14 protein-coding genes are annotated in these 26,976 nt (G+C 45.7%); 5 read left to right on the top strand and 9 right to left on the bottom strand.

The features are described from left to right. Positions 1-36 precede the first annotated feature (36 nt). Positions 37-4,839: a hormogonium polysaccharide biosynthesis protein HpsA gene (gene hpsA, locus N39L_RS05715; RefSeq protein ID WP_014274565.1), complete on the bottom strand. Its 4,803-nt coding sequence runs from the start codon at positions 4,837-4,839 to the stop codon at positions 37-39. Positions 4,840-5,403: 564 nt separating this feature from the next. Here hpsA and N39L_RS05720 point away from each other — a divergent pair. Together N39L_RS05720 and thiS are read left to right on the top strand one after the other, a co-directional pair. Further along, a complete protein-coding gene (locus N39L_RS05720; protein WP_006618113.1) occupies positions 5,404-5,922 on the top strand; it encodes a TRAP transporter small permease subunit in 519 nt (172 codons plus the stop codon). 651 nt (positions 5,923-6,573) lie between these two features. After that, a complete protein-coding gene (gene thiS / locus N39L_RS05725; RefSeq protein WP_043468056.1) occupies positions 6,574-6,789 on the top strand; it encodes a sulfur carrier protein ThiS in 216 nt (71 codons plus the stop codon). Here thiS and N39L_RS05730 read toward each other — a convergent pair. Beyond that, complete coding sequence (locus N39L_RS05730) at positions 6,786-7,787, bottom strand: DnaJ C-terminal domain-containing protein (protein ID WP_014274568.1); 1,002 nt, start codon at positions 7,785-7,787, stop codon at positions 6,786-6,788. The two genes, thiS and N39L_RS05730, sit on opposite strands and share 4 nt — an antisense overlap. 131 nt (positions 7,788-7,918) lie before the next feature. Next, positions 7,919-9,937: a molecular chaperone DnaK gene (dnaK, locus tag N39L_RS05735; protein WP_014274569.1), complete on the bottom strand. Its 2,019-nt coding sequence runs from the start codon at positions 9,935-9,937 to the stop codon at positions 7,919-7,921. Positions 9,938-10,109: 172 nt separating this feature from the next. On the opposite strand from dnaK, the gene pds reads away from it, so the two are divergent. Next, a complete protein-coding gene (gene pds, locus N39L_RS05740; RefSeq protein WP_014274570.1) occupies positions 10,110-11,486 on the top strand; it encodes a 15-cis-phytoene desaturase in 1,377 nt (458 codons plus the stop codon). Between the two features lie 99 nt (positions 11,487-11,585). Then, positions 11,586-12,515: a 15-cis-phytoene synthase CrtB gene (crtB, locus tag N39L_RS05745; RefSeq protein ID WP_014274571.1), complete on the top strand. Its 930-nt coding sequence runs from the start codon at positions 11,586-11,588 to the stop codon at positions 12,513-12,515. Between the two features lie 70 nt (positions 12,516-12,585). Here the strand turns inward: crtB and N39L_RS05750 are convergent, their stop codons facing one another. From N39L_RS05750 to N39L_RS05770, 5 genes are all read right to left on the bottom strand, one after another. Beyond that, positions 12,586-13,368: a TspO-related membrane protein gene (locus N39L_RS05750; protein ID WP_014274572.1), complete on the bottom strand. Its 783-nt coding sequence runs from the start codon at positions 13,366-13,368 to the stop codon at positions 12,586-12,588. Positions 13,369-13,474: 106 nt separating this feature from the next. After that, positions 13,475-14,872: a DEAD/DEAH box helicase gene (locus N39L_RS05755; RefSeq protein ID WP_043468916.1), complete on the bottom strand. Its 1,398-nt coding sequence runs from the start codon at positions 14,870-14,872 to the stop codon at positions 13,475-13,477. Positions 14,873-15,318: 446 nt separating this feature from the next. After that, the gene (locus N39L_RS05760; protein ID WP_043468062.1) at positions 15,319-22,404 is read right to left on the bottom strand and encodes an eCIS core domain-containing protein; all 7,086 of its coding nucleotides are present in this window, start codon (positions 22,402-22,404) and stop codon (positions 15,319-15,321) included. Between the two features lie 163 nt (positions 22,405-22,567). Beyond that, the gene (locus N39L_RS05765) at positions 22,568-22,822 is read right to left on the bottom strand and encodes a Nif11-like leader peptide family natural product precursor (RefSeq protein ID WP_006618151.1); all 255 of its coding nucleotides are present in this window, start codon (positions 22,820-22,822) and stop codon (positions 22,568-22,570) included. Positions 22,823-22,824: 2 nt separating this feature from the next. Continuing rightward, on the bottom strand, positions 22,825-23,958 hold the full coding sequence (locus N39L_RS05770; protein WP_014274577.1) for a hypothetical protein: 1,134 nt from the start codon (positions 23,956-23,958) through the stop codon (positions 22,825-22,827). 91 nt (positions 23,959-24,049) lie between these two features. On the opposite strand from N39L_RS05770, the gene N39L_RS05775 reads away from it, so the two are divergent. Then, positions 24,050-25,891, top strand: a complete 1,842-nt coding sequence (locus N39L_RS05775; RefSeq protein ID WP_014274578.1) for a tetratricopeptide repeat protein — start codon at positions 24,050-24,052, stop codon at positions 25,889-25,891. 43 nt (positions 25,892-25,934) lie between these two features. On the opposite strand, the gene N39L_RS05780 is transcribed toward N39L_RS05775, so the two are convergent. Continuing rightward, complete coding sequence (locus N39L_RS05780) at positions 25,935-26,933, bottom strand: RNA polymerase sigma factor, RpoD/SigA family (protein WP_006618148.1); 999 nt, start codon at positions 26,931-26,933, stop codon at positions 25,935-25,937. Between the last annotated feature and the right edge of the window lie 43 nt (positions 26,934-26,976).

Genomic DNA, 26,976 nt, shown 5'->3' on the forward strand with positions numbered 1-26,976 from the left:
TAAATAGGATGGTCAGTTATGGGTTACTAGGTTCGACTATGAACGACGGAAGAACTTATCAGGGTCTAAAGGACATTCGTCAGGGCGCAACTCATCAGGGAGAAAGTGGTTGCCGTCATTCACTTTTGTGCCACACAGCAGCGTATGAATCCAGTGGTCATCCCGACTCACTTCTCGGAAGTATTTATCTGTGGGCTCGCTGCTGGGAGTCACTAGGCGAGTCGCGAACAGGTCACGAAGTAGGCGAGGCCTCTTTTGGGCATGCAGCCCTCGGAAATCTACCAGACCCACATCATAACCATAGTTCCGGTTAGGGGCTCGGTAGAAGGTAGTTTGACCATCGTCATTACTGTTCATGTAGGGACGATCGCCGGTTTTTCGGGGTTGTCCGAACTTGGTTAAGTCGGAATCATCCTGATCCAAAACTGACATCATTGGTGCAGTGGCGTATTCGCTATGTTTAAACTGGACAAATTCGCCACTGATATTGACCGTTCTGCCATGCCACATTTCCAGGAAACGAGGGAAGTTATGCAAACCGCCATTGAGTTCAGTCTGATTACCATTGGTTTTCCTGATTGGAGAATCACCACTGGCAATAATCAGGTTAAAAGTAGTATTTGAGCCAGGCCTTTGTAGCCATCGTTCGTTGTTGGCGGAATCTACTGTATTCAGTTGCACCACAGGTTCCCACATGGGCTGTGCATAAAGTACATCATCATCATCATCAGGTGGCTCAGGTTCCCAATGAACCTTCGGCACATCACCGTCCATTTGAAAGTGCAGTGCATTGGCTCTTTTTGTGGTCACCTTGGGAAAAGTTTTCCATTTAAAATTTTCTTCATTATTATTACAAGGGCCTTCATCATATTCATCTTCTTCGTTCAAGGATATTTCGCTGCTGTCATTATCCACACAAATTTCAGCATCCTGTAAGGGTGAATAGTTGTATTTGCCATTAACAACACCCAAGGGGATAGTATGATCATTTCTATCTAGCACAAGTTTGTGTGTCTTATCACGAAGAAAAGCAATACGACGGGGATAGATGCGTTCCCACGATGGCAGTATTCTTTGTACAGTTGTTCCTACAGTGGGGTTGTCGTCGCTATTACTGTATGTAAAGGTATCACCAATTCTGTCTGAGGCAAATTCAGCAGGATCGTCGTCGTGTTGACTGACTACCCAATCATCTGGTTCACACATGGAAACTAGAGGTTTGCGACAAATCTCCATCACATATTCAATGCCCTGAGTTCCTCTGCGAGTTTGAACAGGAGTGACAAAGTTGGTTAGATAGGAACTTCTTTCTTGGAAAGCACCATCCATCCAGATTCCTACCCTGTTGTTTGTAGTGTTCCAAAAGTTGGCACTGGTGACAAAGTTGTTGTCATAGAAGCCATTAAGCCTACGCACTGCCGCCAGGGTCAGGTCATTTGGTCCTAGGTTCTCATCCCCCTGATCACCATCTCCATTTAAATCAAAACTGAAGTCAGGCTCATCAAATTTGGGATCACTTCCAAGGCCGAAATCATAGCCATCCTCTAATCTGACTGGATCTAAGCCTCTGCGATTTATATAATCGAGGCTAAGAACCATGTTATTGCGGAGGTTGTAGTCGCCTTCGTTACGAAATCCCTCCCTAAAGTCACCAGACAGTAGAGTTACCGCATCAGACAGAACCGTGGCGGGCCGCCAGAGGTCTTTTGAGACGTCAGCAAAGCGTTCATCTCTAGTGCTACGAGTGTAGAAGTTACTCCAATTAGCTTCTAAAGCTTGGGTAAACTCCTCCAAGGCATTGCCGCCGGGGGTTTGGTGCAGGTTAAAGCTATTTCCCGTTGCTTTCACATACACAGGCAAATTACTAACCAGGATTAACCCTCTTTCTCGTGGGCTTCCTTGTGGGCGGTTTAACTGTCTACCATTAACCAACATGATGCCGTTGGGGCGGCGGGTTTCGTCTACAACAAAGTCCACCGGATTGGTTCTGGAGTCCCCAGTGCTATTATCTATCAGGGCATCATCACGGGTGGCGTAGACAATGCCACTGTAGGGCAATAAAAACTCATCCGTACCGATCGCTTTTTTGCGTAACTTGTCTAAGTCAATCACGGTGGTGCGAATTTCCAGAGGTTGGCGGTCTTCTATGGCGCGATCATAAGTGCCAAAGAAACCGTCATCATCCTCCAGGGCTTTCACCTGGCGACCATCCAGTAAAGTTCTTTCATAAATCGTACCATGGTCAATAGTACCTTGTGTGGGAGTCCCTGCCTCATCCGTCAGAATTTTAATCGCACACACAGCCGCATCAATAGCTGACTGATCCGCTAGAGTGCGGTTTCCAGGAGATTTCCGTATGGCTACACGCAGGGGTTCGTTCACCCAACGCCCATCAGGGAATTTTAGACTAGCTTGATATTCCAGTTTCTGTTCCAGAGTAGCCGCGTCCGGGCTATCCTCAGATACTACACCATAGGGATTACGAGGGTTTGTGCTGGGGGTTAATTGACCGATACTCTCAATTTGCGGGGCATACACTATGCCATTGTGAGATTCACCTTCGGCACTACTATCCCAAGGCAAGTCATCTTTATTTTTACCAGTGTTGTCGGTAGAGCTTCTGTAGAAAGTGGGGTCGTAGTAACTGCTGATACAGGCTATGGGATTTTGGCGATCGCCCGGCTCCTCCCAGGGAGTGGTTGTATAGTGATACACCACAGTAGCCCGCATTTTCAGGTGTCCCCTTTGATAACCTTGATCAGGGCTATCAAAAGGGTCATCCCATCCCATCGGCATGGTATCTGGCCACACCACATTCCTACCACCCCTGGGCGGAGGCAAAAACGATCCCTCGTCCCAGTAAATCCCTGCCCCAGTAACTACCCGCAGTCCTCCCGCCAGTTCTTTATATTCCTCCCCCGGCTCGAACTCATGTGGTTCTTTGAATTTCTCCGCTGCTGCTCTTTCCCAAAAACCGTTGCGACCTGTATCCCCCAGATCTGGCATATCAAACATTCGAGTCCTGCGGAAGCGAACTGATTCACCAGAAGGAGCGTTATCCCACTCCTTACCCACGATAAATTGTGCTTCCGCCGCTCCGTTAAACTTATCGTCACCGGTTCTGTTACCGTCATACCATTTAGCCGGTAAACCATTGCTCACCAAAATGCGATCGCCAATCTTCTTCTCTTCTGAATCTTGTCGGACTATATCTGGGTGAGTAGCAGGTAAATTTAATTTGTTGCCATTAGTGTTCAGAGCTAACTCGTTAAGAGGGACGGTGATGGATTGAGTAGCATCCCCGTCTCTAATATTGTAGGGATAAATCCATCTATCTACCGGTCGCAGGTCATTGTCATTTCCCGAACCTTCAGTCCGCTTATCATAAGTTTGATTGCATCCTTGGGAGTGTTCCGGGTCGGGGGCGGTGTAATCCTCTTCTTCGATATTAGGAACCCGACGAGTTCTAGCCAGGAAGTAGTGTTCTAGGGCTTTCTCCCTATCTGTTCCCCCCTTCACGACTTCCTTAACTTCATCAGGGTCAGTATCAGCGGATTTACAGTTCTGCTCGAACACTAAGCCACTGATTCTCTCCATATACTCCAATTGGTTAGTAGCCATCTGATTCGGAAAAGCATTCACCGGCTTATTAGTTCTTGTAAAATTATCAACCTTAGGTACACCACGTTTGAATAAGTGTACCTTGGCTGTACCTTCAGAATCCTGGTTTAATGACCCTTGTCCGAAGCCAACATTTCCCCCCACTAAAATCTTGCTATTTTCCATTTCATAAGAGCAAGAGTTGGGGCTGCTGACTTGATAATATTCAATTGTTGCCCTGTTTGTGTTAACATGGTTAACATGCAACAGATTGCCATTAACCATAATCCGGCCATTCAAGTTGAGTTGTTGACCAGGGGTAATGTCTAAGTCTCCGTCGTAGACCACAGCATTAACAGTGATAGGAACGGCTCGTCTATCTTCCTGCATTTCCACAGCAGCAAAACCCCTACCACTGACGGGTATACTAGCAGAGTAGATAAAAAACGGTTTTTCCAGCAGACCCCCAGATGCGGAATACCAACCACCTGTACCAGCCAAAGTTGAACCTGCACTACTACCACCCGGACAGTCGGGATTTTGGCTGGAGGCTGAACCTAGCTTAGGCAGAGGCAATCCCCTGGCTTCTAGGGGGACTCTGGGAGTTTCATCGTCTGTGGGGCTCCTCAGAAAAATTCCATAAATATTGTATCTGTCTGGTTCGCCGTCACCATTCAAATCTTCTGTGAATCCCCAGGCAGTATCTATCCTTTCCCGAGGTGGTCTAGGGCCATCCTGATCATCTATATCCACCACATCATCTATAGTGCCATTGCCATTTACATCAAACTCTAGGGTCAGTCGTTCTTCACCGCGAAAAGTATAATTATCTCTCCCTGATTCTGGTGGCTTTAACTCTGAAATTAAACTATCTTCTGGAGGGGCTCCTGATGGCATTCTTTCAAACGCCCGATCTAATTTGGCTGTGGCGCGTTCTAACCCCGGTGTCGCCGCTAACAGAACTTCCTGGTTAACCCGCACATTTTGGGCAAACCTCGCCCGGTCTAAGGCTCGGAATGCGATCGCCACCGTTAACAGCACCACCACTAACATCACCATGGTTACTGTCGGCAACACAAACCCCGCCACTTTTTGGCGATCACCCCTATTCATATTAACCCAGTTTCCCAGGAGCGATCGCTTCAAGCCTCGGATCGCCCGGTTTCCCAACTTCCGGATTTCTGCCAACCATAATCGAATAGGTGACTTAGGTTTTCTGTTATTATGCTCATTGTGCATAAGACGACTTCCTGACCTTAGAGTTTAACTGAATACACGCGCTGACAAATAATAAGCTGACATAAATATAAATACACTCATAGCTGCGGTATTATTACCCACAACTAGACCACTAAATACCCTCGCTACCCCGGTAATGGGGGAACTAGGGTAACTCTTTTTCTATTATGGCAAATCGATTGAGTTAATTGTGAATTGGCGATCGCCTTTTTTTGTGCGATCGATCACATTCAACAACTCGGTTCGAGGGTTATAGGCTTAGGGAGGATTACACCTCACCCTATATCCTAGCATTCCCAACTCCACCCCAAAAACGATCACCTTTCACTGAAATTCTCTACCCCCCAGATTATGTTAAGTTTTGTAAAAAAAATTAAGTTTTGTTGCGAAAATTTTTTTTTTCTGGGGGGTCTCTTGCTTTGTGCGCCACCCCGTGCTATACTTTTACATAATGGGAATAGTGACAATTTCAGATTTTAGGCACAGATTTTCATTATGTAACTGTCCATATATTATCATAAATGTACAGAGCTTGTCAACCCCGGTATAAATGAGAGTTAAAACGTGGATAAACTCCTAATTGTATCCCAATTGATTGACCGAATGAATGAGTATTTAGGGCGGGTGGTTTCCTGGTTAGCCCTAGTGATGATCGCAGTAGGAACCTGGAATGTAATTGGTAGGTATGTCGGTAGAGCGATCGGTCAAAATTTAAGTTCTAATGCCCTGTTAGAAACCCAGTGGTATATTTTTGATATCATCTTTTTAGTAGGTGCTGCTTATACCCTAAAACACCATAGCCATGTGCGGGTTGATGTCATTCAAAGTCGGTTAAATGTTAAGCAAAAAGCCCTAGTTGAGTTATTGGGAACCGCCTTATTTTTAATTCCCTTTTCCATGATGATTATTTTCTACTCCTGGGGGGCTGTCTCCAACTCCTGGGTAATTCGGGAAGTCTCCCCAGACCCCGGCGGCTTACCGCGCTACCCAATTAAAGCCTTAATTATAGTGAGTTTTGTCTTATTAATTATTCAGGGTATCTCGGAAATCATCAAAAACTTGGCAATTTTCCGAGACAATTAACAATTAACAATTAGGTTCCGCCGTCAATTATCCATCCCCACCAGGATATTAATAAACCCGCCCCACCGCCGATAATTATTTAATTGTGGGGGCGGGTTCCGCCGTCAATTATCCATCCCCACCAGGATATTAATAAACCCGCCCCACAGCCGATAATTATTAATTGTAGGGGCGGGTTCCGCCGTCAATTATCCATCCCCACCAGGATATTAATAAACCCGCCCTCCGGGTTCCGCCGTCAATTATCCATCCCCACGACGATATTAATAAACCCGCCCTCCGGGTTCCGCCGTCAATTATCCATCCCCACCAGGATATTAATAAACCCGCCCCACCGCCGATAATTATTTAATTGTGGGGGCGGGTTCCGCCGTCAATTATCCATCCCCACGACGATATTAATAAACCCGCCCCACCGCCGATAATTATTTAATTGTGGGGGCGGGTTCCGCCGTCAATTATCCATCCCCACCAGGATATTAATAAACCCGCCCCACCGCCGATAATTATTTAATTGTGGGGGCGGGTTCCACCGTCAATTATCCATCCCCACCAGGATATTAATAAACCCACCCCACCACCGATAATTATTAATTATTAGGGGAGAAACCGGGCTAGAATTGGTAATTGATAATATTGGCATGGGGAAATATGAGCGATCGCACTATCACCCTAAAAGTTAACGGAGAAGCGCAAACTTGCGCCCCAGACACCAGCTTACCTAAATTTTTAGCAGATTTGGGGTTAAATCCCCGTTTGGTAGCCGTCGAGTATAATGGCGAAATTCTCCACCGACAATTTTGGGAAACCACCACCATGGGAACAGGTGATATCCTAGAAATTGTCACCATTGTTGGTGGTGGCTAAACCGGGAGATCCTCACGGGGATTAAAAGTTTCCATTTCCCGGAGTTTCTCGTATAATTCCCTCTCCTCGGAGGTGATCTGTTTAGGTGCGACAATTTGAATTTCCACCAACTGATCACCCCGATCGCCATTTTCGTTAGGATAGCCTTTATTAGCCAGTCTCAGACATTGACCGGAAACCACCCCCGCTGGGAGTTTAATTTTCACCCAACCATCAAGAGTCGGAACTTCTATTTCTCCCCCTAGGGTAGCCTCGCTGGGAGTTACCGGAACCTCACAAATAATATTAGACTCTTCCAGCCTAAAAAACTCGTGAGGTTTTACCGTAATTTTCAGGAATAAATCCCCCCCTTGAATGCCCAAATTTTTCAGGCGAATACGTTGACCAGTAAACATTCCCGGCGGCATATTCACCTCAAGCGATCGCCCATCTTCCAGGCGGATCCTTTCGGGTCCTCCAGTGTAAGCCTTTTCCAGAGGTAAAGTCAACCTCGCCTCAATATTGCGTCGATTTTCCCGAACCGGAACCCGGTGGATTACCCTACTATTAGGGGATGTATAAGGGTCAGAAGAAGTCACACGGGGTGTATCATTAGTGACAGTCCGCACTTCCCGCCGCCGTCCAATCAGTTGATCAATAAAACTATTAAAATCCGCATATTGCTCAAAATCCACCTCAGAAGTTTGAGTTTGGGTGCGACCACGAGCCACCCGACCTCCCCAGGTTTTAAAGCCACTCACCGGGGATTTTTTCGGACTTGCAAACCCCTTTTGTTTCCAAAACTTGCTGTACTCATCATACTGCGATCGCTTTTCCGGGTCCGACAGAATATGATAAGCCTCACCAATATCCTTAAACTTCTCTTCTGCTTCCTTATCCCCCGGATTCAAGTCAGGATGATATTGTCTAGCCAAACGGCGATAGACCTTTTTAATCTCATCAATAGAAGCATCTCTCGAAACCCCTAAAATCTGATAATAATTCCGAAAATTTTGCATAATTGAATCACAATATAAACTGAGCAGTAACAGCATCTCAGAAAAGGGAGCAGCGAACCACCAAAACCGGGGGAAGCCTGGTGAGAGAACCCCACGCCACAGCCTCCCCTATTACCGTAAACAGCCCACCATTAGAGCCAATCGTCATCATCATCATCCCAATCATTACTTTGGGGATAATATTTTTGACCAGGGCGACCAGTTCCCGTTCCCATGTTATCGTAACGGGAATAGCCAGTAGCCGGAGGCATATTATAGGGGTCACGGATACGGCGATCGCCACCTCCAAAAGTCCGACGAATCGATCCAAACAGATCATCATCATCATCATCAACCGCAAAAACAGACACCTCGCGAGTCAAATCATATAGCGCATCTTGCAGATCCGCCCCAATTTGATCAATACCGCGATCGTCATTTCTTTCCAGACTATCGCGCAGCGCCCTAATTAAAGTCTCAATACGGCCCCGTTGACGTTGAGCAAACTGCATCCCATAATCTAGGGCTACCTCCCTTAACTGTCTTTCCGCCTGATAAGTCAAAGCCTGAGCGCGATTGCGTTTTTCTACCCTTTCCCGTAGCAGCCGGTCCTGGTCTGCAAACTCTTCCGCTTCGCGAATCATCTGATTAACTTCCTCCTGAGACAGAGTAGAAGCACCCTGAATAGTAATGCTTTGTTCGCGACCAGTGGTTTTATCCAAAGCCGTCACCAGGAGGATACCATTAGCATCAACATCAAAAGCCACCTGTACTTGAGGCACACCCCTAGGCGCTGGTGGAATACCCGTCAGCTTAAACCGTCCCAGAGACTTATTATCCTTAGCTAACTCCCTTTCTCCCTGGAGGATATGAATTTCCACCAAGGTTTGATTATTCTCCGAAGTCGAGAAAATATCCGATCGCCTCACCGGGATAGTAGTATTGCGGGGTATGAGTTTTTTCATCACCCCCCCAATAGTTTCCAATCCCACCGATAGGGGGGTAACATCCAATAGCAGGATATCCCGCACTTCACCCCCCAAAATGCCCGCCTGAATAGCAGCCCCCACAGCCACCACCTCATCAGGATTAACCCCCTGATTAGGCTCAAGGTCAATTAGGCTACGCACCAACTGCTTAACAATGGGCATCCGGCTTGCACCCCCTACCAATACCACCTCATCGATCTGGCTAGGTGAAATTTGGGCATCAACCAAAGCCTGTTTAACCGGACGGCGCAACCGTTGAATCAGATCAGCACATAATCCCTCAAACTCTCCCCGAGAGAGTCTAGTTTCCAGGTGTTTCGGTCCGTCAGCATCCGCCGCAATAAAGGGTAAATTAATATCCGTTACCCCCACCCCAGATAGTTCAATTTTAGCCTTTTCCGCTGCTTCTGTCAGGCGCTGAAGGGCTTGGCGATCGCGTCGGAGATCCATTCCCTGTTCTTCCAGAAACTTCTCAGCTAACCAATCGACAATTTTCTGGTCAAAATCATTCCCCCCCAGTTGGGTATCCCCGCTAGTGGACTTAACCTCAAATACCCCATCTCCCACTTCTAACACCGACACATCAAAAGTTCCCCCCCCTAGGTCAAATACCAGAATAGTCCCAAAATCCTGCTTTTGTAGTCCATAGGCTAGGGAAGCCGCCGTCGGCTCATTCAGAATCCGTTTTACCTCTAATCCGGCAATTTTCCCAGCGTCTCGGGTCGCCTGTCTCTGAGAATCATTAAAATAGGCCGGCACAGTAATTACCGCCCCAGTCACCTCCTCCCCCAGATATCTAGTCGCCTCCTCGGCTAATTTCCGCAATACCATAGACGAAATCTCTTCCGGTGCGAAATCTCGCTTCAGTCGAGGACATTTGAGGCGGATATTACCATTGTCGTCTCGACGCATAGTATACGGGACCCGTTTTGAGGCCGGGGTTAGGTCCGCATATCTCGACCCAATTAATCGCTTCACATTATAAAACGTATTCTGAGGATTTAAAACAGCCTGCCGCCTAGCCATTTGTCCGACAATCCTTTCTCCCTCTTTGGTAAAGCCAACGACAGAGGGTGTTGTCCGCATCCCCTCAGAATTGGCAATCACGACGGGTTTACCGCCCTCCATGACCGCTACAACAGAGTTGGTTGTTCCCAGGTCAATGCCGACTACTCTACCCATTCGTTGGTGTTCTCCTTGTCTTGTTGGTGTGGCTAGTAGATCTTTTCTAATTTTATCGCTTCCCATCGTTGTCGCCCTAAATGGGGGGAGATTCTAATTTTATCGAGAGAATGTTACGAGATGTAACCTATAATGAGAACGAAATATAAGCAAGTTATTGAAAGGGTTGTCAATGCGAGTTGCGATCGCTGGGGCGGGTTTGGCTGGCCTGAGTTGTGCCAAATACCTAACCGATATGGGTTATACCCCCATTGTCTTGGAAAGACGAGATGTTCTCGGTGGCAAAGTGGCCGCTTGGAAAGATGAGGACGGGGATTGGTACGAAACGGGACTGCATATCTTTTTTGGGGCCTATCCTAATATGCTCCAATTGTTCAAGGAGTTGGACATTGAGGATCGGTTGCAGTGGAAAGAACACACCATGATCTTTAACCAACCAGATCAGCCGGGGACTTACTCTCGGTTCGATTTTCCCGATATTCCAGCCCCCGTTAATGGCATAGTCGCTATTCTTCGCAATAATGATATGCTGACCTGGCCTGAAAAAATTAAGTTTGGCTTGGGACTAATTCCCGCCATGATTCAAGGCCAGAATTATGTCGAACAGATGGATAAATATTCCTTCTCGGAATGGCTCAAACAACAAAATGTTCCCCCAAGGGTGGAAACTGAGGTGTTTATTGCTATGTCTAAGGCTCTCAATTTTATTGGGCCAGAAGAAATATCCTCCACTGTCATTCTAACCGCTCTTAACCGCTTCCTCCAAGAGAAAAATGGCTCGAAAATGGCCTTTCTTGATGGATCGCCAACGGAAAGATTGTGTCAGCCTCTGGTAGACTATATTACGGAACGAGGCGGACAGGTGCGATTAAATGCTCCGATTCAGGAGTTTTTGGTCAATGAGTCAGGCCATGTTGAGGGATTCGTGATTCCGGCCCGAAATGGTGCGCCGGAAGAAGTGCTAACCGCTGATGTTTATGTGTCGGCTATGCCTGTTGACCCCCTCAAGCTGATGTTGCCTAAACCTTGGCAGGAGCTTGATTATTTTAAGCAACTTGAGGGTTTGGAAGGGGTTCCCGTGATTAATGTTCATTTGTGGTTCGATCGCAAGTTGACTGATATTGATCACCTACTGTTTTCCCGATCACCTTTGCTTAGTGTCTATGCAGACATGAGCAATACTTGTAAGGAATATGCTAACCCCGATCGCTCAATGTTAGAGTTGGTTTTGGCTCCCGCTGCTGATTGGATTGGTAAGTCAGATGCCGATATTGTAGCTGCAACTATGGCGGAGTTGGAAAAGTTGTTTCCTCAACACTTCCCATCACCGGCTAAGTTGCTCAAGTATCATGTGGTGAAAACGCCGCGATCAGTTTATAAAGCTACCCCTGGCCGTCAGGCTTGTCGCCCAAGTCAAAAAACACCTATCCCTAATTTTTATCTGAGTGGGGATTACACCATGCAACGCTATCTCGCTAGTATGGAAGGTGCTGTGCTTTCTGGTAAGCTGACAGCACAGGCTATTCAACAAGACTTGAGGACTAGCTAAGTCCCCTAATCTCTGAAACGTCTCGAGGGTATTTCCCTGATGATGTTTTGCTAACTGCAAACGCCTATGGCTGATAGCTCAGGCCTGAAAAAAAAACGAATGCTGCAACTCTCTAAATCCCCCTGCATGAGAACTCCGGCAACCCGGTCAGATTCCTATGAACTCTGTCGCCAAATTACCGCACAGTATGCTAAGACGTTCTACTTGGGTACTCAATTGATGCCACTGGCCAAGCGTCAGGCTATTTGGGCTATTTATGTTTGGTGTCGCCGTACCGATGAATTGGTAGATGGTCCCATGGCAAGTTCTACTACTCTGGAAACTCTCGACCACTGGGAAGAACAACTAGAATCGATTTTCGCTGGACATCCTATTGAGCCGGTTGATGTGGCTTTGGTCGATACCCTCGGTCGCTTCCCCCTGGATATTCAACCCTTCCGAGATATGATCGCAGGTCAACGTATGGATCTGTCCCGGAATCGCTACAATACCTTTGATGAGTTGAATTTATATTGCTATCGGGTCGCTGGGACGGTGGGACTGATGTCTTTGGCGGTTATGGGTACTGCTGAACCGGATCTGAGTGTTCCCTGGAATCGTGACCAGTCTATTTATTATCCTAAAGAAGAGGCGATCGCTCTGGGTATTGCTAACCAGCTTACTAATATTCTCCGAGATGTGGGGGAAGATGCTCGGCGAGGTCGGATTTATTTGCCTCTCGATGACCTGGCTCTGTTTAACTATACCGAAGCGGATTTATTGAATGGGAAAGTAGATGAACGCTGGCGTGAGTTGATGCGCTTTCAAATACAGCGGGCTAGAAAATTCTATACCCTCGCTGAGGAAGGCATCGCCGCCCTTCATCCTGACATCCGCTGGCCTGTTTGGACCGCCTTAATGCTCTATCGACAAATTTTAGATGAAATTGAGCGCAACGAATACGATGTCTTTAACCAACGCGCCTATGTCCCTACCTGGAAAAAAATGATGTGTCTTCCTCTGGCTCAGTTAAGGGCTAGGGTTTTGTGACCTTCTTCCCAAATTCTCAATTGATGGATAATGGAGGTAGTTATACAATCGCCAGGATGATGAATTTCCATTATCCATTGTCTACGATTGCATTGATTGAACCTAGAGAAAATAGGGAAATTACCAGGGATGACATTAAGGCAGTCGTCACAATTAATGGTTCATTATTTTGACCGATCGCGATCGCTATTAAAGCCCAAATTGTTACCAATAGATAGGCGGTTTCCTGGTGGCGAACTCTCATAATAATCGCAATAGTGGCCGCTACAATTATCATGATCGCTGTCCAGACTTGGGGAGCCATACCCCAACCATTCCAGTTAATCCAATTTAAGGCGATCGCTACATTCACCACCGTCGCTACACTAATCCAACTTAAATATATACTCAGGGGAATATTAATTAACCAAGATTCCCCCTTGGGAACCCGCCGCCGACCTACATCTAATTTTACATAGGAATATATCAGCGATAATAAAATTACCACCATCGCCAAAATCGACTGGGGAAATAACCTATATAAAAACAAGAATATCCAGATAATTTGAGCTATACTTGCCCACACTAAACCATAACCCATCTCGGCTAAACGTGGGTTATCTCGTTGGCTAGGGAGTAGCTGATAAATAGCCAAGCCGAATAAACCTAAGTAGATTAATCCCCAAATAGAGAAGGCATAGTTAGCCGGAATTATCTTAGTATTAACAAAAAAATTATTGGAAATATCCCCGACAGTTAAACCATTAATCGGGGCAATATTAGTCCATATATTAACCCCAAAAGCCGCGATAATAGACAGTAAAGTTGCCCAGCGCCGCCATATTTCACCCGCAGAAAATGCACCTTTTTTCATGCCATTAACCTAATTAACCCTCAATATTTGCCCTAAAAATAGAGTGAGACGCGACCAGGCGATCGCATCTCCACATTAATTAAAGCCTATCCGGTAAATCAGCCATCTAACTGTTATTGGAAACAGAAGCTGGGCGGCGGCGTTTAATTAGCTTAGGTTTGTTGGAAACGGCATCGTCATCATCTTCGTAATCATCCCTTCCGATACTAGCCGGACGAGTTTGATCATAAGCAAGTTGCAAAGCCGCAGCGGCGATCGCATGGGGATCATACTCCTCGCTTAATTGAGAGACAATAGGCAAGAAAGAAGCCATACGTTCCCCAGCCAAAGCATCCCGCACCCGGTCTTTCAGTCGGTCAATGTAACGCGCCTCAATTTCTGCCCGTTTGGGGATTGACTGAATGCTCAAAGTTTGGCGCAGGTGACGTTCAATATTTCGCAACTTACGGCGATCGATAGGCTGAATAAGAGTAATTGCCTTTCCTTCCCGACCCGCGCGACCTGTACGCCCAATGCGGTGAACATAACTATCAACTTGATCAGGAAGATCATAGTTGATCACATGGGTGAGGTGATCCACATCCAGACCTCGCGCTGCGATATCAGTAGCTACAATCCAGCGCACTTGACGGCGGCGCAGACGCATCAACAGTCGCTCCCGTTGAGACTGATTGAGATTACCATGATACTCGTCAACACTATGACCTGCCGCCTGCAATTGATTAGTTAAATCAGCCGCAGATTGTTTAGTTCGCACAAAAATAATCGCCGATTCTGGATCTTCGAGTTCTAAAATCGGTTCTAGGGCGCGAGCTTTAGACCATCCACGAGGAACCATATAAACAGACTGTTCGATCCGTTTAGGCGTAGCCTTGGGAGTTTCCACCTTCACAGTCACAGGGGACTTCAGGTGTCGTCGCACCAACTTCGAGATGGAAGCGTCCATCGTTGCTGAGAAGAACGCCGTCTGACGATGTTCAGAGTCGGCCGACTCCAAGATTTTTTCCACATCTTGGATAAAGCCCATACTCAGCATTTCGTCTGCTTCATCCAACACTAACCAACGCAGTAAATCAAGTTTCAGTTCACCTCGGTTCAGTAGGTCTAGGATACGCCCTGGGGTTCCCACGACAACCTGAACCCCCCGTCGCAGTCGCTGAATTTGTCGATCAATTGATTGACCACCATAAACTGTCAGCACATACAGGGCATTATCATCACTAAAAGTGCGAATAGCTTCCTTCACCTGCATCGCCAGTTCCCGGGTGGGAGTCAAAACCAACGCTTGAATACCAGCGGCATGAACGTCAATCTGTTCGAGAATGGGCAGCGAAAAGGCAGCAGTCTTACCAGTTCCTGTCTGTGCCATACCCACAACATCCCGACCGGATAGCATTTCGGGTATGGCTTGGATTTGAACTGGGGTGGGTTCTGTGAAACCCAGTGTTTCTAAATGGCGAGCGCGTTGTTCGGAAATACCTAAGCTTTCAAAGGATTGACTCATCAAATCTCCAATATGATTGTTTTTCGCCCGGTTCCTTTGGCTGCCCAACTCCAACACAGATATGTCTTGACTCTAATCACTAAAATGAGTTTTAGTCCGGCGTTAAGCCTTGTTATGGGCATCTAGGAACCATAGCATGTAGGTAAGGTCTCCTAATGTTCCCAAATTTACCCTGGTTAACAACCCAGAGGTTGTCCAGCAAATTTGATTTTTTGAGACCATCTGTTCTATAGCATAGCGCTTAACAAACAGAAACATAACCTTAAATTCCTTAAAATTTATCTCCCCTGGCAATTTACCGAGATTTACCATCGCTGTATCTATTGCTGTATAAGGCTTTTGCCTGATTTGAAGCCCAATAAAATTTTTTCTGGGAAATATCAGAAAAGACCCTCGATACTAAAGACTAGGAACCGAGGACTAGGGACTGAGGACTCCGTAACACATTAGGAATTGGGGGGTTTGCTGACTGGTTGTGATTCATTTTGCGCCTTTGGGTTAGCCCTAACTATCACTTCGATACTGTTGGCGTTGATTGGCCTGACCTTGGTGATAATGTCCAGCTTTGGTTGTTGTTGACCGTTGAGTTGCTTCGATTGAGTCGGGGTGGGGATAACTGGCGATCGCCTCCTTTGTCTACTAGAAGTCCCAGATACACTACTAGACATAGTGCGATCGGTCATTGACGACTTAGGTTTCATACCCGCATTTGGCTCCATACCAACATTATAAGGTTTACCCGCCTGGCGAGCCAGTCGCTTCAGAAACCCCTGCATTTTTTGGGCATCCAAATATTTACCCTTACCCCGAATATTAACAATGTAAGCAAAGCTATTCCCAATAGTCACAGCCCGCACAAGTTTCACCACTTCCAGAGCAAATTTAACTCGCACCTCTTCCAGTTTATTGCTCACCGCTGTTCTTTCAGGATTATGATTGATAATCGCCTTGATCGCCTCCACTACATTACTGATCAATGTCGGCGACAATTTCACTTCTTCCATCACTTCCGGATTATCTATATTTTTCGGCTTTTTCTGGCTCTTCTTCTTCTTCTTCTTCTTGTCTTTCTCCGTAATAATTACAGTCATTTTCAACTTAGTCTTTTTCACCTTAGATTTAATTTTGACCTTTTTCTTCTTGTCTTTCTTCGCCTGAATTATCGGAATTTTCGTCGGACTCATCTCAACCACCGGAATCACTTCTCGACTGTAGGTATCCGATGCAAATAAACGTTGAATATCAGGCTTTTCTCCCGACTGTTGCACCACATGAGTCAGTTCATGGGCTAGGAGTTTTTTGCCCTCATCACTATGGGGAGCATAAGTATCTTGACGGAAGAAAATATTTCTTCCTGTCGTAAAGGCTTTAGCATTCAAAGAACGACTCAGGCGATCGCTTTCAGTATCCCGGTGAATGCGAACTCGCCCAAAATTCAACCCAAAAGCAGCTTCCATCGGTTCCCGAACCCCAGTAGATAGAGATTCTCCTTCGTTTTGCTGTTCTTCTAAAGCCCTTTCCATTCCCTGCGTTATTGTCGGATTTTCAACATTTACAGATGCCTCTTTTTTCTGTACTTTACCATTTTTATTTTTAGGTTTTTTGGCAACACCAACAATCAGGTATTTCCTCCCTTTTTTAGTCTTTTTATTCTTTTTCATTTTCAGGGATTTAAGTTTATATTTCTTCTTAAATTTTTTCAGCACCTTTTTAACCCGACGAGCTTTCGGGTTTTTCTTGATTTGCCTTTTTAATTTTTTCGCCACTTTCTTCAGGACTTGGGAAGGTTTCTTCTTTTTGCCCTTATTTTTTTTCCGTTTCTTCTTATCCTTTTTCTTAGCTTTCGACTTTTTCCGTTTATCCTTATTTTTTTTCCGTTTCTTCTTATCCTTTTTCTTAGCTTTCGACTTTTGGCGTTTATCCTTATTTTTTTTCCGTTTCTTCTTATCCTTTTTCTTGGCTTTGGTTTTACTTTTTTTAGTTTTCCGTTTTTTTGACTTATTTTTATTAGATTTTTTCTGTTTTTTATTCTTTGATTTTTTCTTATTAGATACTTTATCCTCAAAAGCACCCATCATAAAAGATGTCGGATCCAGCAGACTCAAAACCGTGCCGACCGACGAAAAAACACCCCCCACCACCTTATCAACCGGAGATTTTAATTTAGTAATAACTTTCTGAATCTTATTAGGAATACCTCCTAAACCCAAAACACTAGCTAACATCCCCAAAACCAACGGCAGAATGTCCGCCAATGCCTGTTCCACAGCTCGAGAAATTTGGCTCACTATTTTAGATATAATCGCATCCATAACCTCACCTAGTGCTTCTAAGACCTCCCTAATCATGTCCATATTATTGATAAAAAATATCAGCAGATTAACAATAGCTTTAGCAATTTTAATCACTCCAGAAGCAGGGTTAGTCAAACTCAAAACCCATTGAATCCCCGCTATCACAATTTGAGGAATCACCACCTCAAACATGATGCTACTCATGAACAGCTCTTTCATCGTCGATAAACCGGATTTAATGAAGTCCCACAACACCATCACCCCTTTACTAGGGAACTCCACGATCGCCTTAAAAAAGCTCAACGCCAAAGCCGGTAAATCCTCCGGTATCGATTCCAAATACTCTTTTAACGCCCCCGGGCCCTTTTCAATCAGAGTCGTTAAAATATCGCTCGCCCAATCTGGTAACTCCCCAGATGCCAGTTCCAAAATATAATCTTTACTCAAACCCAAAACTTGCAGGATAATATCCAGAATTCCCCGCAAATCAAACTTATCGGGAAACTTGATCGGCATATCCATTCCCAATAGCCAATCAAACAAAGCATTTTTCAGGTGAGGTACAATATTTTTACCAAAGTTTTTAAATCCCTCACCAACCCCACTAAATAGAGCATCCATAATCCCCCTGGGGTCGTCAACAAACGCATCCAAAAAATCCCCCGCTCGATTTCCCACCCCCGGAATCATCTTAATGACTGGCTCCACAAGTCGTAAAACCTGCCGCAGAATCCACGCCGCCAGCTTCGCAAGAAAAGCCAGGGCTCTAGAAATTAAACTTTTATTTTGGTCTTTTAACTCTTGAATACGCTTATCAATTTCCTTAACACTCGCTTCATATTTCTTAGTTAAATCATCAACCAGTTTATTTTGTCGCTCACTAATATTGCTTTCCAAACTATCAAATTGCGCCTGCACATTCCCCGCTGCTTCCGTGCCAACTTCTTTCAAACTGTCCGGCAAATTAGCCACATAATCCTTCACGCGATCGCGTCCTTCTTGCACCGCATTTTTCGCATTCGTCAATTCTTCTTCAACAATATCCGCAATCCTATATATCCCCGCTTTCTGTTCCTCAATAAATACTTCCCGAGCCACCCCATAAATACTATTCACTTCGTCCGGGAGGTCCGTAAAAAGTTTATTGATCGCCCACAGCGGGCTATTAAAAAATCTTTTCAGATAAAAGCGAACTCTCACATAAGCCCAACCCGTTTTAATCTCTATCCAGGGAAACCACAGCGGGTTCCTGTTATAATAATAATCATGTTTCCACTTTTGAAATAATTCGTGTTGTTTTAGTTCAAATGCCAGCCTCGCTTTCTTATTTGTCGCTTCAAATTCAGCATTAACCCTAGCATCCATCCGTTCCAGGATGCCATTAACATTCACTTGAGTTGTGTCGTAAATTGCCTGAATTTCTTGGGTAACTCTCGCCCGTTCACCTTCATCCTTATGTTGCGCTTCCGCTTGCGTATTAGCAACATTAATAAATTCCTGCGATCGCCCCTCAAACATTTGTTCTTGAGAGTCAAGAACCGACCCAGCTTGCACATCAAGAGTTTCTTCCTGAACCCCCTCTTCTTCTTCCCTAAATTTTTTCCCCGTTTCCGCAACATTATCTTCAGCTTTTTCCACCGCACCCGAAACATTTATTCCCGCTTCCGACTCATACAATTCCAACCGATTTTCATCAAGAACTACCTTCCCTTCTTGAGTCGGTTTTTCTGCCGTAAATCCCTCTTCTTTCCGTTGAATCATCCTTTGGGATTGCACCATCCCAGTATTCACCGAAACCCCCTCAGTTTCCCCTTCTATCTCCTCCTCTTCTGGCGATTCAGTTGCCCCCTCTGGCATCTTCATCACCACTTCCGCCATGCGATCCGCTTCCTGTTCGTATTGATCACCCGCTGCGCCAACAATTAACTTTTTCTGTAGCTTCTGGGGAATTAATTCACCTAGCGCCTCCTGCGTTTCCTCTAAAGGCTTTTCAACATCCTCTTCTGACTGAGATTTCGGAACAGTCGCCTCCGCATCTATCGCCTCTGGAATCGGCGCTTCTCCCGTTTCTTCCATCGGATCTGGCGTAGGAATTGAAATCTTAGGCTCCTCCAGTTCCGGTGCCGGCTCCCGTGTCGCCGACTCTTCCAGTTCACCCCCTGAATCGTCCTTACTGTGTTCAACCTCTTCCAGGATATCTTCCGTAGCTTCAGATGCCCCCTTTCCACCTTCCACATCTTTCTGACTGTCCGGCTTATTTTGCTCTAAAATAGCCAGAAGATTACTGATAAATTCCTCCTTATTAAACTCTTGTACTTCTTTATGCGAAGCCTCTTCCGACTGCGACGCTTCGGCTTCTCGCATTTGCTGCTCAGTATCTACCGAGGCATCTTGCGCCTCTCTCGCTTTGTCCTGGGCTGGTTTGTGGCTACTCTGTTCCGCTGCTAGATGTTCCGTTTGTGTCACTGCCGCTTGAAATGCCGGATCAGCATTAGGCGATCGCGGCGCAGGTTTACCACTCAAATCCGGCGCTTCCACAACACCCGGATCCTTTAATCCTTCCTGAGTTCCCACCGACTCTAAAAAGCCATCTTCCGGACTATTTTCTTTCTGTTGTTCTTCCGCCTCTCCCTCCGGTTTCTCTTCCCCTTCTGCCTCCGCTTCAGCAGCTTTAGCATCCCCTTGTGCTTTGATTTTTTTCGCCTCTTCTAAATCTTTCTTTTTAGTCGCTTCTTCTTGGCTTTCTTCTTTAGTTGCTTTTCCCTGTTCTGATTCAGTCGTTTTATCCGACTCTTTTTCTAAATTTTCACCTTTACTTTTCGCTGCTTCTTCATCCTCAGCGTCCAGCAATTCTTTCGTTTTATCTGCTTGTTTGTCTGTGTTTTTCTGGGTCTTCTCAGCTTCCGAAAAATCTCCCCCCTCCTTTTTCTTACTCTCTATTTCTTTTGCCCATTTGTCACTGACACCTTTTTTGTCTTTTTCTAAATTCTCTTTTTCCTCTTTAGCTTTCTCCTCTTTCTCCTCTTTCTCCTCTTTCTCCTCTTTCTCCTCCTCTTTTTCCTCCTTTTTCCCCTCATTTTTTCCTTGGGAATTATCTTCTTTCTTCTGTTGAACTATCGTCTCCTCTGTCACCTCATCATCTTGTAGTTGATGATTATTTGTATCAGATGTATTTTTACTCTTTTTATTAATCCTTTTTTTCTTATTTTTAGACTGCTGTTTTTTCTCTTCACTATCTCCCTCTTTCGCATCTTTATTTTCTGCCTCTTTATCCTCCTTTTTGTCTTCTTTCTCTTTCTCTTTCTCTTTCTCTTTCTCTTTCTCTTTCTCTTTCTCTTTCTCTTTCTCTTTCTCTTTCTCTTGTTCGTGTTTTTTCTGTGCTTCCTCTCGTTCTTTCTTGATTTTTTCCTCGAACTTGGATTTTAAACCCATCCCAAAAAAATCCGGTTTCCGCTGAATTTTTTGTGTTTTTTCCCGAATTTCCTCCGTCGATTTAGACTTCACTTTCGGCTTCGTTTGTTGTATAGTATGAGTCAGTTCATGGGCTAATAATTTTTTCCCACTCTCCGAGTCCGGCTGATACTCCCCTGTATTGAAATAAATATCTTGACCGTGAGTAAATGCTTTAGCTTCCAGATTTTGATTCATCTCGGCCGCTTCCCCATCAGTATGAATTCGCACTTCTGAGAAATCCTGACCAAACCGCGATTCCATAAACTCTTGCGTTTCCTCTGGTAGAGGATTGCCGCTTCCTTTTTTGGCTTTTAGCTGTTTTTCAATATCTTGACTCGCTGCAAATGCACCCTGATAACCGCGTTTTTTATCCTGTTTAAATCGACGATTATTTTTAGTCTTTTTAGATTTTAGCGTAATATTAACATTTTGCTCATCCTCACTTTCTTCCGTAGAATGAAGAAGACTATAGGGAATAGCCGCACGCCGACGGGGACGGTGGCTATTGATGCGTTGAATAGTCGGAGAAACTACCGATTTTGTCTCCTCTTCCTCCCGTTGAATTGGTGGGGATGTAGCAGGTAAATTCATCGACATCACCAGATCAGCCATGTGATCTGCTTCTCGTTCGTATTTGTCCCCAGGTGCGCCAACTATCAGTTGAGGTTGAAAAGATAAACCCCCAGAATTCCCAGCAAATGGTTTTAAATTAATACTAACATTCTCTTCATCTGAACGCTGAATTGGAGAACTACCCACAGAGGATATTGTCCCCGATAGCGGTTTTAAATTAATACTAACATTATCTTCATCTGAACGCTGAATTGGAGAACTACCCACAGAGGATATTGTCGCCGATAGCGGTTTTAAATTAATACTAACATTATCTTCATCTGAACGCTGAATTGGAGAACTACCCACAGAGGATATTGTCGCCGATAGCGGTTTTAAATTAATACTAACATTCTCTTCATCCGAACGCTGAACTCTGCCGATCGCCTTCCGTTGCATTCGGTTAATTTTCCGAGGGCGATCGCCTCTATATTTCCGTTGAACTCTCGCCCCTGTTTGCTGAATTGTATGGGTTAATTCATGGGCTAATAACCGCCTTCCTCCTACCGAATTTGGGTTATATTGTCCCGCATTAAAATAGATATCATTTTCGTGAGTAAATGCTTTCGCCCTCAAATTATGACTTAGTTGAACCGCCTCACTATCCGTGTGAAGACGAACCCCACTGAAATCATTTTCAAACCGAGACTCCATAAACTCGCGGGCTGGGTCTGGAAGTGGAATGCCGCGACCTTTACGCCGTATAATGCGATTGGCAATCTGAGAAGAAGCCACAAAAGACCCCCCTCCTGTTGGCTGACGTTGTAGTTGCGTGTCCGGCTGTTTGGGTGGGTTTTCCTCCGGTGGGGGGGCGGACGGCGGCGCAAGTTCGTCCATTTCCCCTATCTCTTCTCCACCCATATCCGTTTCCGCTTCCCTGTCTTCCTCTTCTGGGGGAGTTATCAGCCGTTTGGGTTGCAGTTTGGCTGGCGTGTAGTCCAGGATCGAAACTCGGTCAAATTGGTAGCCCGAAACCCGATAAGATTGGGGTTGAATTTCTGGTGGTGTTGGCGGAGAAAAAAACCCCGATCGCCCTTCGCTCAAGGTTTCAGTTGTCGCGGTTTCAGTTTCCCCGGTACCGGTAAACGATCGCCCACGCGGTAAAGTCTTCTTCGTCTGAACTCTCGAGGTCGTGGGTGATGCTTGTGGCGCTTTGGTTCTAATTTTTGACATTTTTACCCCCTTAACCCTTATTATTCAACCCTTTAGGGGTTTGCCACTGCCAGACAAAATCGGCGATCGCATAACCTTTGGCGCTAATTATTATACAGTTTTCCACAGAGGAGCAGCATAAATGTTAACTAAAATTCACAATGGTTAGGAATCAATCCGTATTTTAACTAGAAAAACAGATCGATTCTATCAGTTGAGTTAGCAAAATGCCGGCGTAACCAGCAGAAATACCAGGGTTATTCTCTAACTCAAGGACCAGTTCACCAAAATCTTCAGTTAGGGTAGTTTCTAATTCTTTGATAGTCATATTATATCCAGCCGATGCGGCAATTTTCAGCAAGTCTTGAATGTTGTCAGCCGCCATAATTTTGTTCTGCAATTCTGGATGATTCGCGATCGCTTCTATAAATGCTCGCATATTTATAATTTGACTCCCCAAGATTTAGTATTGATCCAGCCAGGTTGAACCCCTAAATATGCTTTAAATTCTAAAGGTATTCCCCGGCGATAAGTCAGTTTTAAATAAGCTAATCTCCGAAATAAGACACTTTCCCAATCCTCACCCAGAAGTTGAGAGCGCCGCCGTAAAGTGTCCGGCCACTTTTCCGGGGAATCTCTCTCATGGGTCAAGCCCCCAAAACTCAGGATTGCGTCTCGTTTTTGAGGTAGACAAAATCCGGTTTTAACTAAACCATCAAGAAAGATTTGCCAGGCTTGTCGATTTTCTAAATAGCATTCTACCGCTATTTGCTCACTGAGACTATTCCCATCAATTTCTAACTGTAAATTAGTTTTATTTATCCCCACAGATAGCAGAGCTAAAATTGCTCCGATACTATAGCGATCGCCTAACCATCCCAGTTGTTCAAGATACCCATATATTTGTGTAGGAGAAATATCAGCTATATAAAATCTTAGCGCCTGAGAATTTCGACTCAATAAAACCCCACTTTGAAATAATTTTGCCGTTGGAGGTAAAGCCTGGAAAGTCTGGTGAATAATTTGGCTTTGTGCAGAAGTTAACCGACTGTCTAGCCACCAATTGAGATGATTTTCTAAATCCGCCCCCTGTTCCGAACCCCAAAATACACTGGGAACCGGAATGACTCTATCAGTAGTTAAATCCCCCGTTAAATCCCCCGTTAAATCAAACTCTAACCATAAATCATTAACAGTCCGATAAAAGGATGTCTCAGGGTTAGACCATTCCCGGCAAAATAGGCGAATTTTTCGCCATACTGGATGCTCAATTAACCGAGAAGACAGGACGGGAATTGTCGCAGAACCAGCCAACAAATGATATAATTTCGGAAGCGTTTCCACGGCTTCACCGCCAGCGAGGATGTCGCGACCTCCGTTTTCGGGAACCACCCGCAAAAACAGATCAGCTTGGGGTTGAGGGTCTGCTAGGCGACATTCAAACCCCACCAAAGACGCGATCGCACTAGGGAAATGTCCCCCCACCGCCGCCAAATGGCCCAGGGATTCCGGCGAAATTAAATCCGGCGAAATAGCAGGGGCGATCGCCTCCCAATAATCAGTCAGACTTGCCATAGGAAAATCTTTAAATTACATTAAAAAAACCAGGCTTGGCTTTCCTAAGTTCTATAATCAGCCCCATGATGAAAATTGAAACCCAAAAACCATGAATGGGGCATTGGTGGGCATTCTAGCAAAACTTGGGAGTTTCGGCAGTGTCATCCTAACGGCATTATTGTTGATGTCCGGTAGGGCGATCGCCACCTATACCACTTTAGCCCAAATCCGGCAATTACCAAGGCTTAATCGCCCATCTATCCCCCCAGTCAACCTCCCTCAAGCCAGAAATCCCATTTTTCCGAACCATGGGTCGGATACGCTATCAATGTCAGTCCCAGAGCCCCTGCAATCTTTACCCACCCCACCCTCTCCAGAGCCCGGAAATTCCGACTCTCTCGAGGGGTTAGAAGATTTCGACTATTGGGTGAATCTTTGTCGCCTATTAGTCGATCGCCAAGAGTATCAAAAAGCCCTCAGTGCTTGCGATCGCGCCATTATTTTAAAACCCAAAGCCCTGGAAATATGGGTAGAACGAACCCGTATTTTATTGGCTATCCAACAGTATACCCAAGCGATCGCCTCCGCTGACCGAATCCTCGAACGGGAGTCGAAATATTCCCGAGTTCTCGCCTATCGCTGCACCGCATTATCTGCTTTAGGGCGCTACCAAGAGGCCATGAAAGATTGCGACCAAGCCTTAGAAATTGACCGCCGTTGGCATGAAATCACCCCCGCCCTTGTCTGGTTTCAAAAAGGGTTAATTCACCAGCGTCAAGGGCAATATCAAGCCGCTTTAGACACTTATCAGCAAGCCCTACAACTCCAACCCAATAATTCTCAAACCCTGGTGCATCAGTGCTATTGTTTCCATCAATTAGACCAACCCTATAAAGCGATCGCCTCCTGCGAGAGAGCCCTGGAAATTGATAACAACTGGGGGGAAATCAGCCCCGATATCGCCTGGAAATATCAGGGATTTGCCTATCTGAATTTAGCAGATTATGAACAGGCAAAGACATCTTTTCAACGCGCCCTGAGTTTGAACCAAGAAGACCCCACTCTCTGGGCTGCTATGGGGTTTGCTTTAACCTCCCTCAACCGCCTTAGCGAAGCCCTGAACGCCTACGAACAAGCCATCAGACTGCGTTCTGATTATTCCTTCGCACTGGTTAATCAGTGTCAATTATTAAACGATTTAGGAGAATATCAAGCCGCCCAAAAAGCCTGCGGAGCCGCCCTAGAAGGAGATGGTTTTTGGGATCAGTGGGGTCCAGCCACCGCCTGGAGCCAGTTGGGAGTCGCCCTCGCCGCCCAGGGAGAACTCCAAGCCGCAACAGTTGCTAATAACACTGCCATCGAATTGCAACCCGACTATCCCCAAGCCTGGAACAACGCTGCCGTTATCCTCTGGTATCAGGAAGATTATCTAGCCGCCTTGGAGTCCGTCGCCCGCGCTATCGAACTTGATCCAAATTTAGCCCAGGCTTGGCAAAATCGTGGTCGGATTTTGGCTTCCTTGAAACGCTTTGAAGAGGCGATCGCAGCCTATAATATGGCAGTGGAAAAAGGCCGAAACAACCCCGAACTATGGTCTAGTCGCAGCGTCGCCCTCTGGGAAGCCCAACAGTATGCTGAAGCCGTCATTTCAGCCAAAGAAGCCGTAATCCTTAACCCTGACTTTTTCCAGGGATGGTATAACATGGGAACCGCCTTGATTGCCTTGGAAAATTACCAAGATGCCCTTTTTGCCTATCAACAAGCCACTCGCATTCAGCCAGAAAATGCCAACGCTTGGGCACTGCGAGGTTATGCTTTACAACAGTTAGGTGAACTCCAAGCCGCTAAAGATGCGATCGCCACCGCCCTAAATTTGAATCCTAACCAACCCATCGCCCGACAACTTCAGGTCAAACTAGAAACTAATCAACAACAACAACTAGATCCTTGAAAAACCCGGCTTCGGGAGAAACCGGGTTAATCATCCATATCGATTAGCAAGCCAGATATTCCCGCACCTGGGCTTTACGACGACGCAGGTGGTTCAAAGCCTGGTTTTCCAACTGGCGCACCCGTTCACGACTGATATTCATCTGTACTCCCACTTTCGATAAAGACATTTCCTTACCGTCGTTGAGACCGTAGCGCAAAGTCAACACTTCCCGCTGCTGGGGAGTCAGATCCGCCATCATATCCTTGAGATCCTGCCGCAACAGTTGTTGAGTAACATAGCTATCAGCAGAAGCCGATTCATCTTCGAGCAGATCTTGCAGTTCCGTATCTTGGTTATCACCAACTCGCAGGTCAAGGGAAACCGGATGGCGGGAAGCTAACAAATAATCCCGAATCTGAGACGGTTCCAAATCTAATGCTTTCGCAATTTCCGTGGGAGTGGCATTGCGACCATACTGCTGGAACAATTCCCGCTGAACTCTTTTAATTTTGTTCAGTTTTTCCGTAATATGGATCGGCAGGCGGATAGTCCGAGAGTTTTGGGCGATCGCACGGGTAATCGCTTGGCGAATCCACCAGTAAGCATAAGTTGAGAACTTATACCCTCGCATCGGGTCGAACTTCTCAACACCCCGTTCCAAACCCAGAGTTCCCTCTTGGATCAAATCCAAAAACTCCATATTGCGTTTTTGGTACTTCTTGGCGATAGACACCACCAGTCGCAAATTCGCCTCAATCATTTTCTGCTTCGCACGACGACCACGATTGATGATATCAGTCATTTCCGACTCACTCAGTCCAGCCTTCGCCGACCATTCCTCTGGAGTAGGATCGCGATCGAGTTCTTTCGTTAACTCATCGCGAACTTCCAACAGATTCATCATCTGCTGTACTTTTTTACCGTAGATGATTTCTTCTTCTCGGGTCAACAGTGGCACTCGACCAATTTCGTGCAAATAAGTCCGCACTGCATCCATGGAAGCACCAGAGCGGGGGTTCCGCGACGTTAATTCAGTTTGTGTGGTTTTAGCAGTTGCCATAGTCAATTTTACCCTCCCTAAACAGCTAATAAACTGGCAGCGA

The organism is Limnospira platensis NIES-39, from assembly GCF_026000695.1.
GTDB classification, from domain to species: Bacteria; Cyanobacteriota; Cyanobacteriia; order Cyanobacteriales; family Microcoleaceae; genus Limnospira; species Limnospira platensis.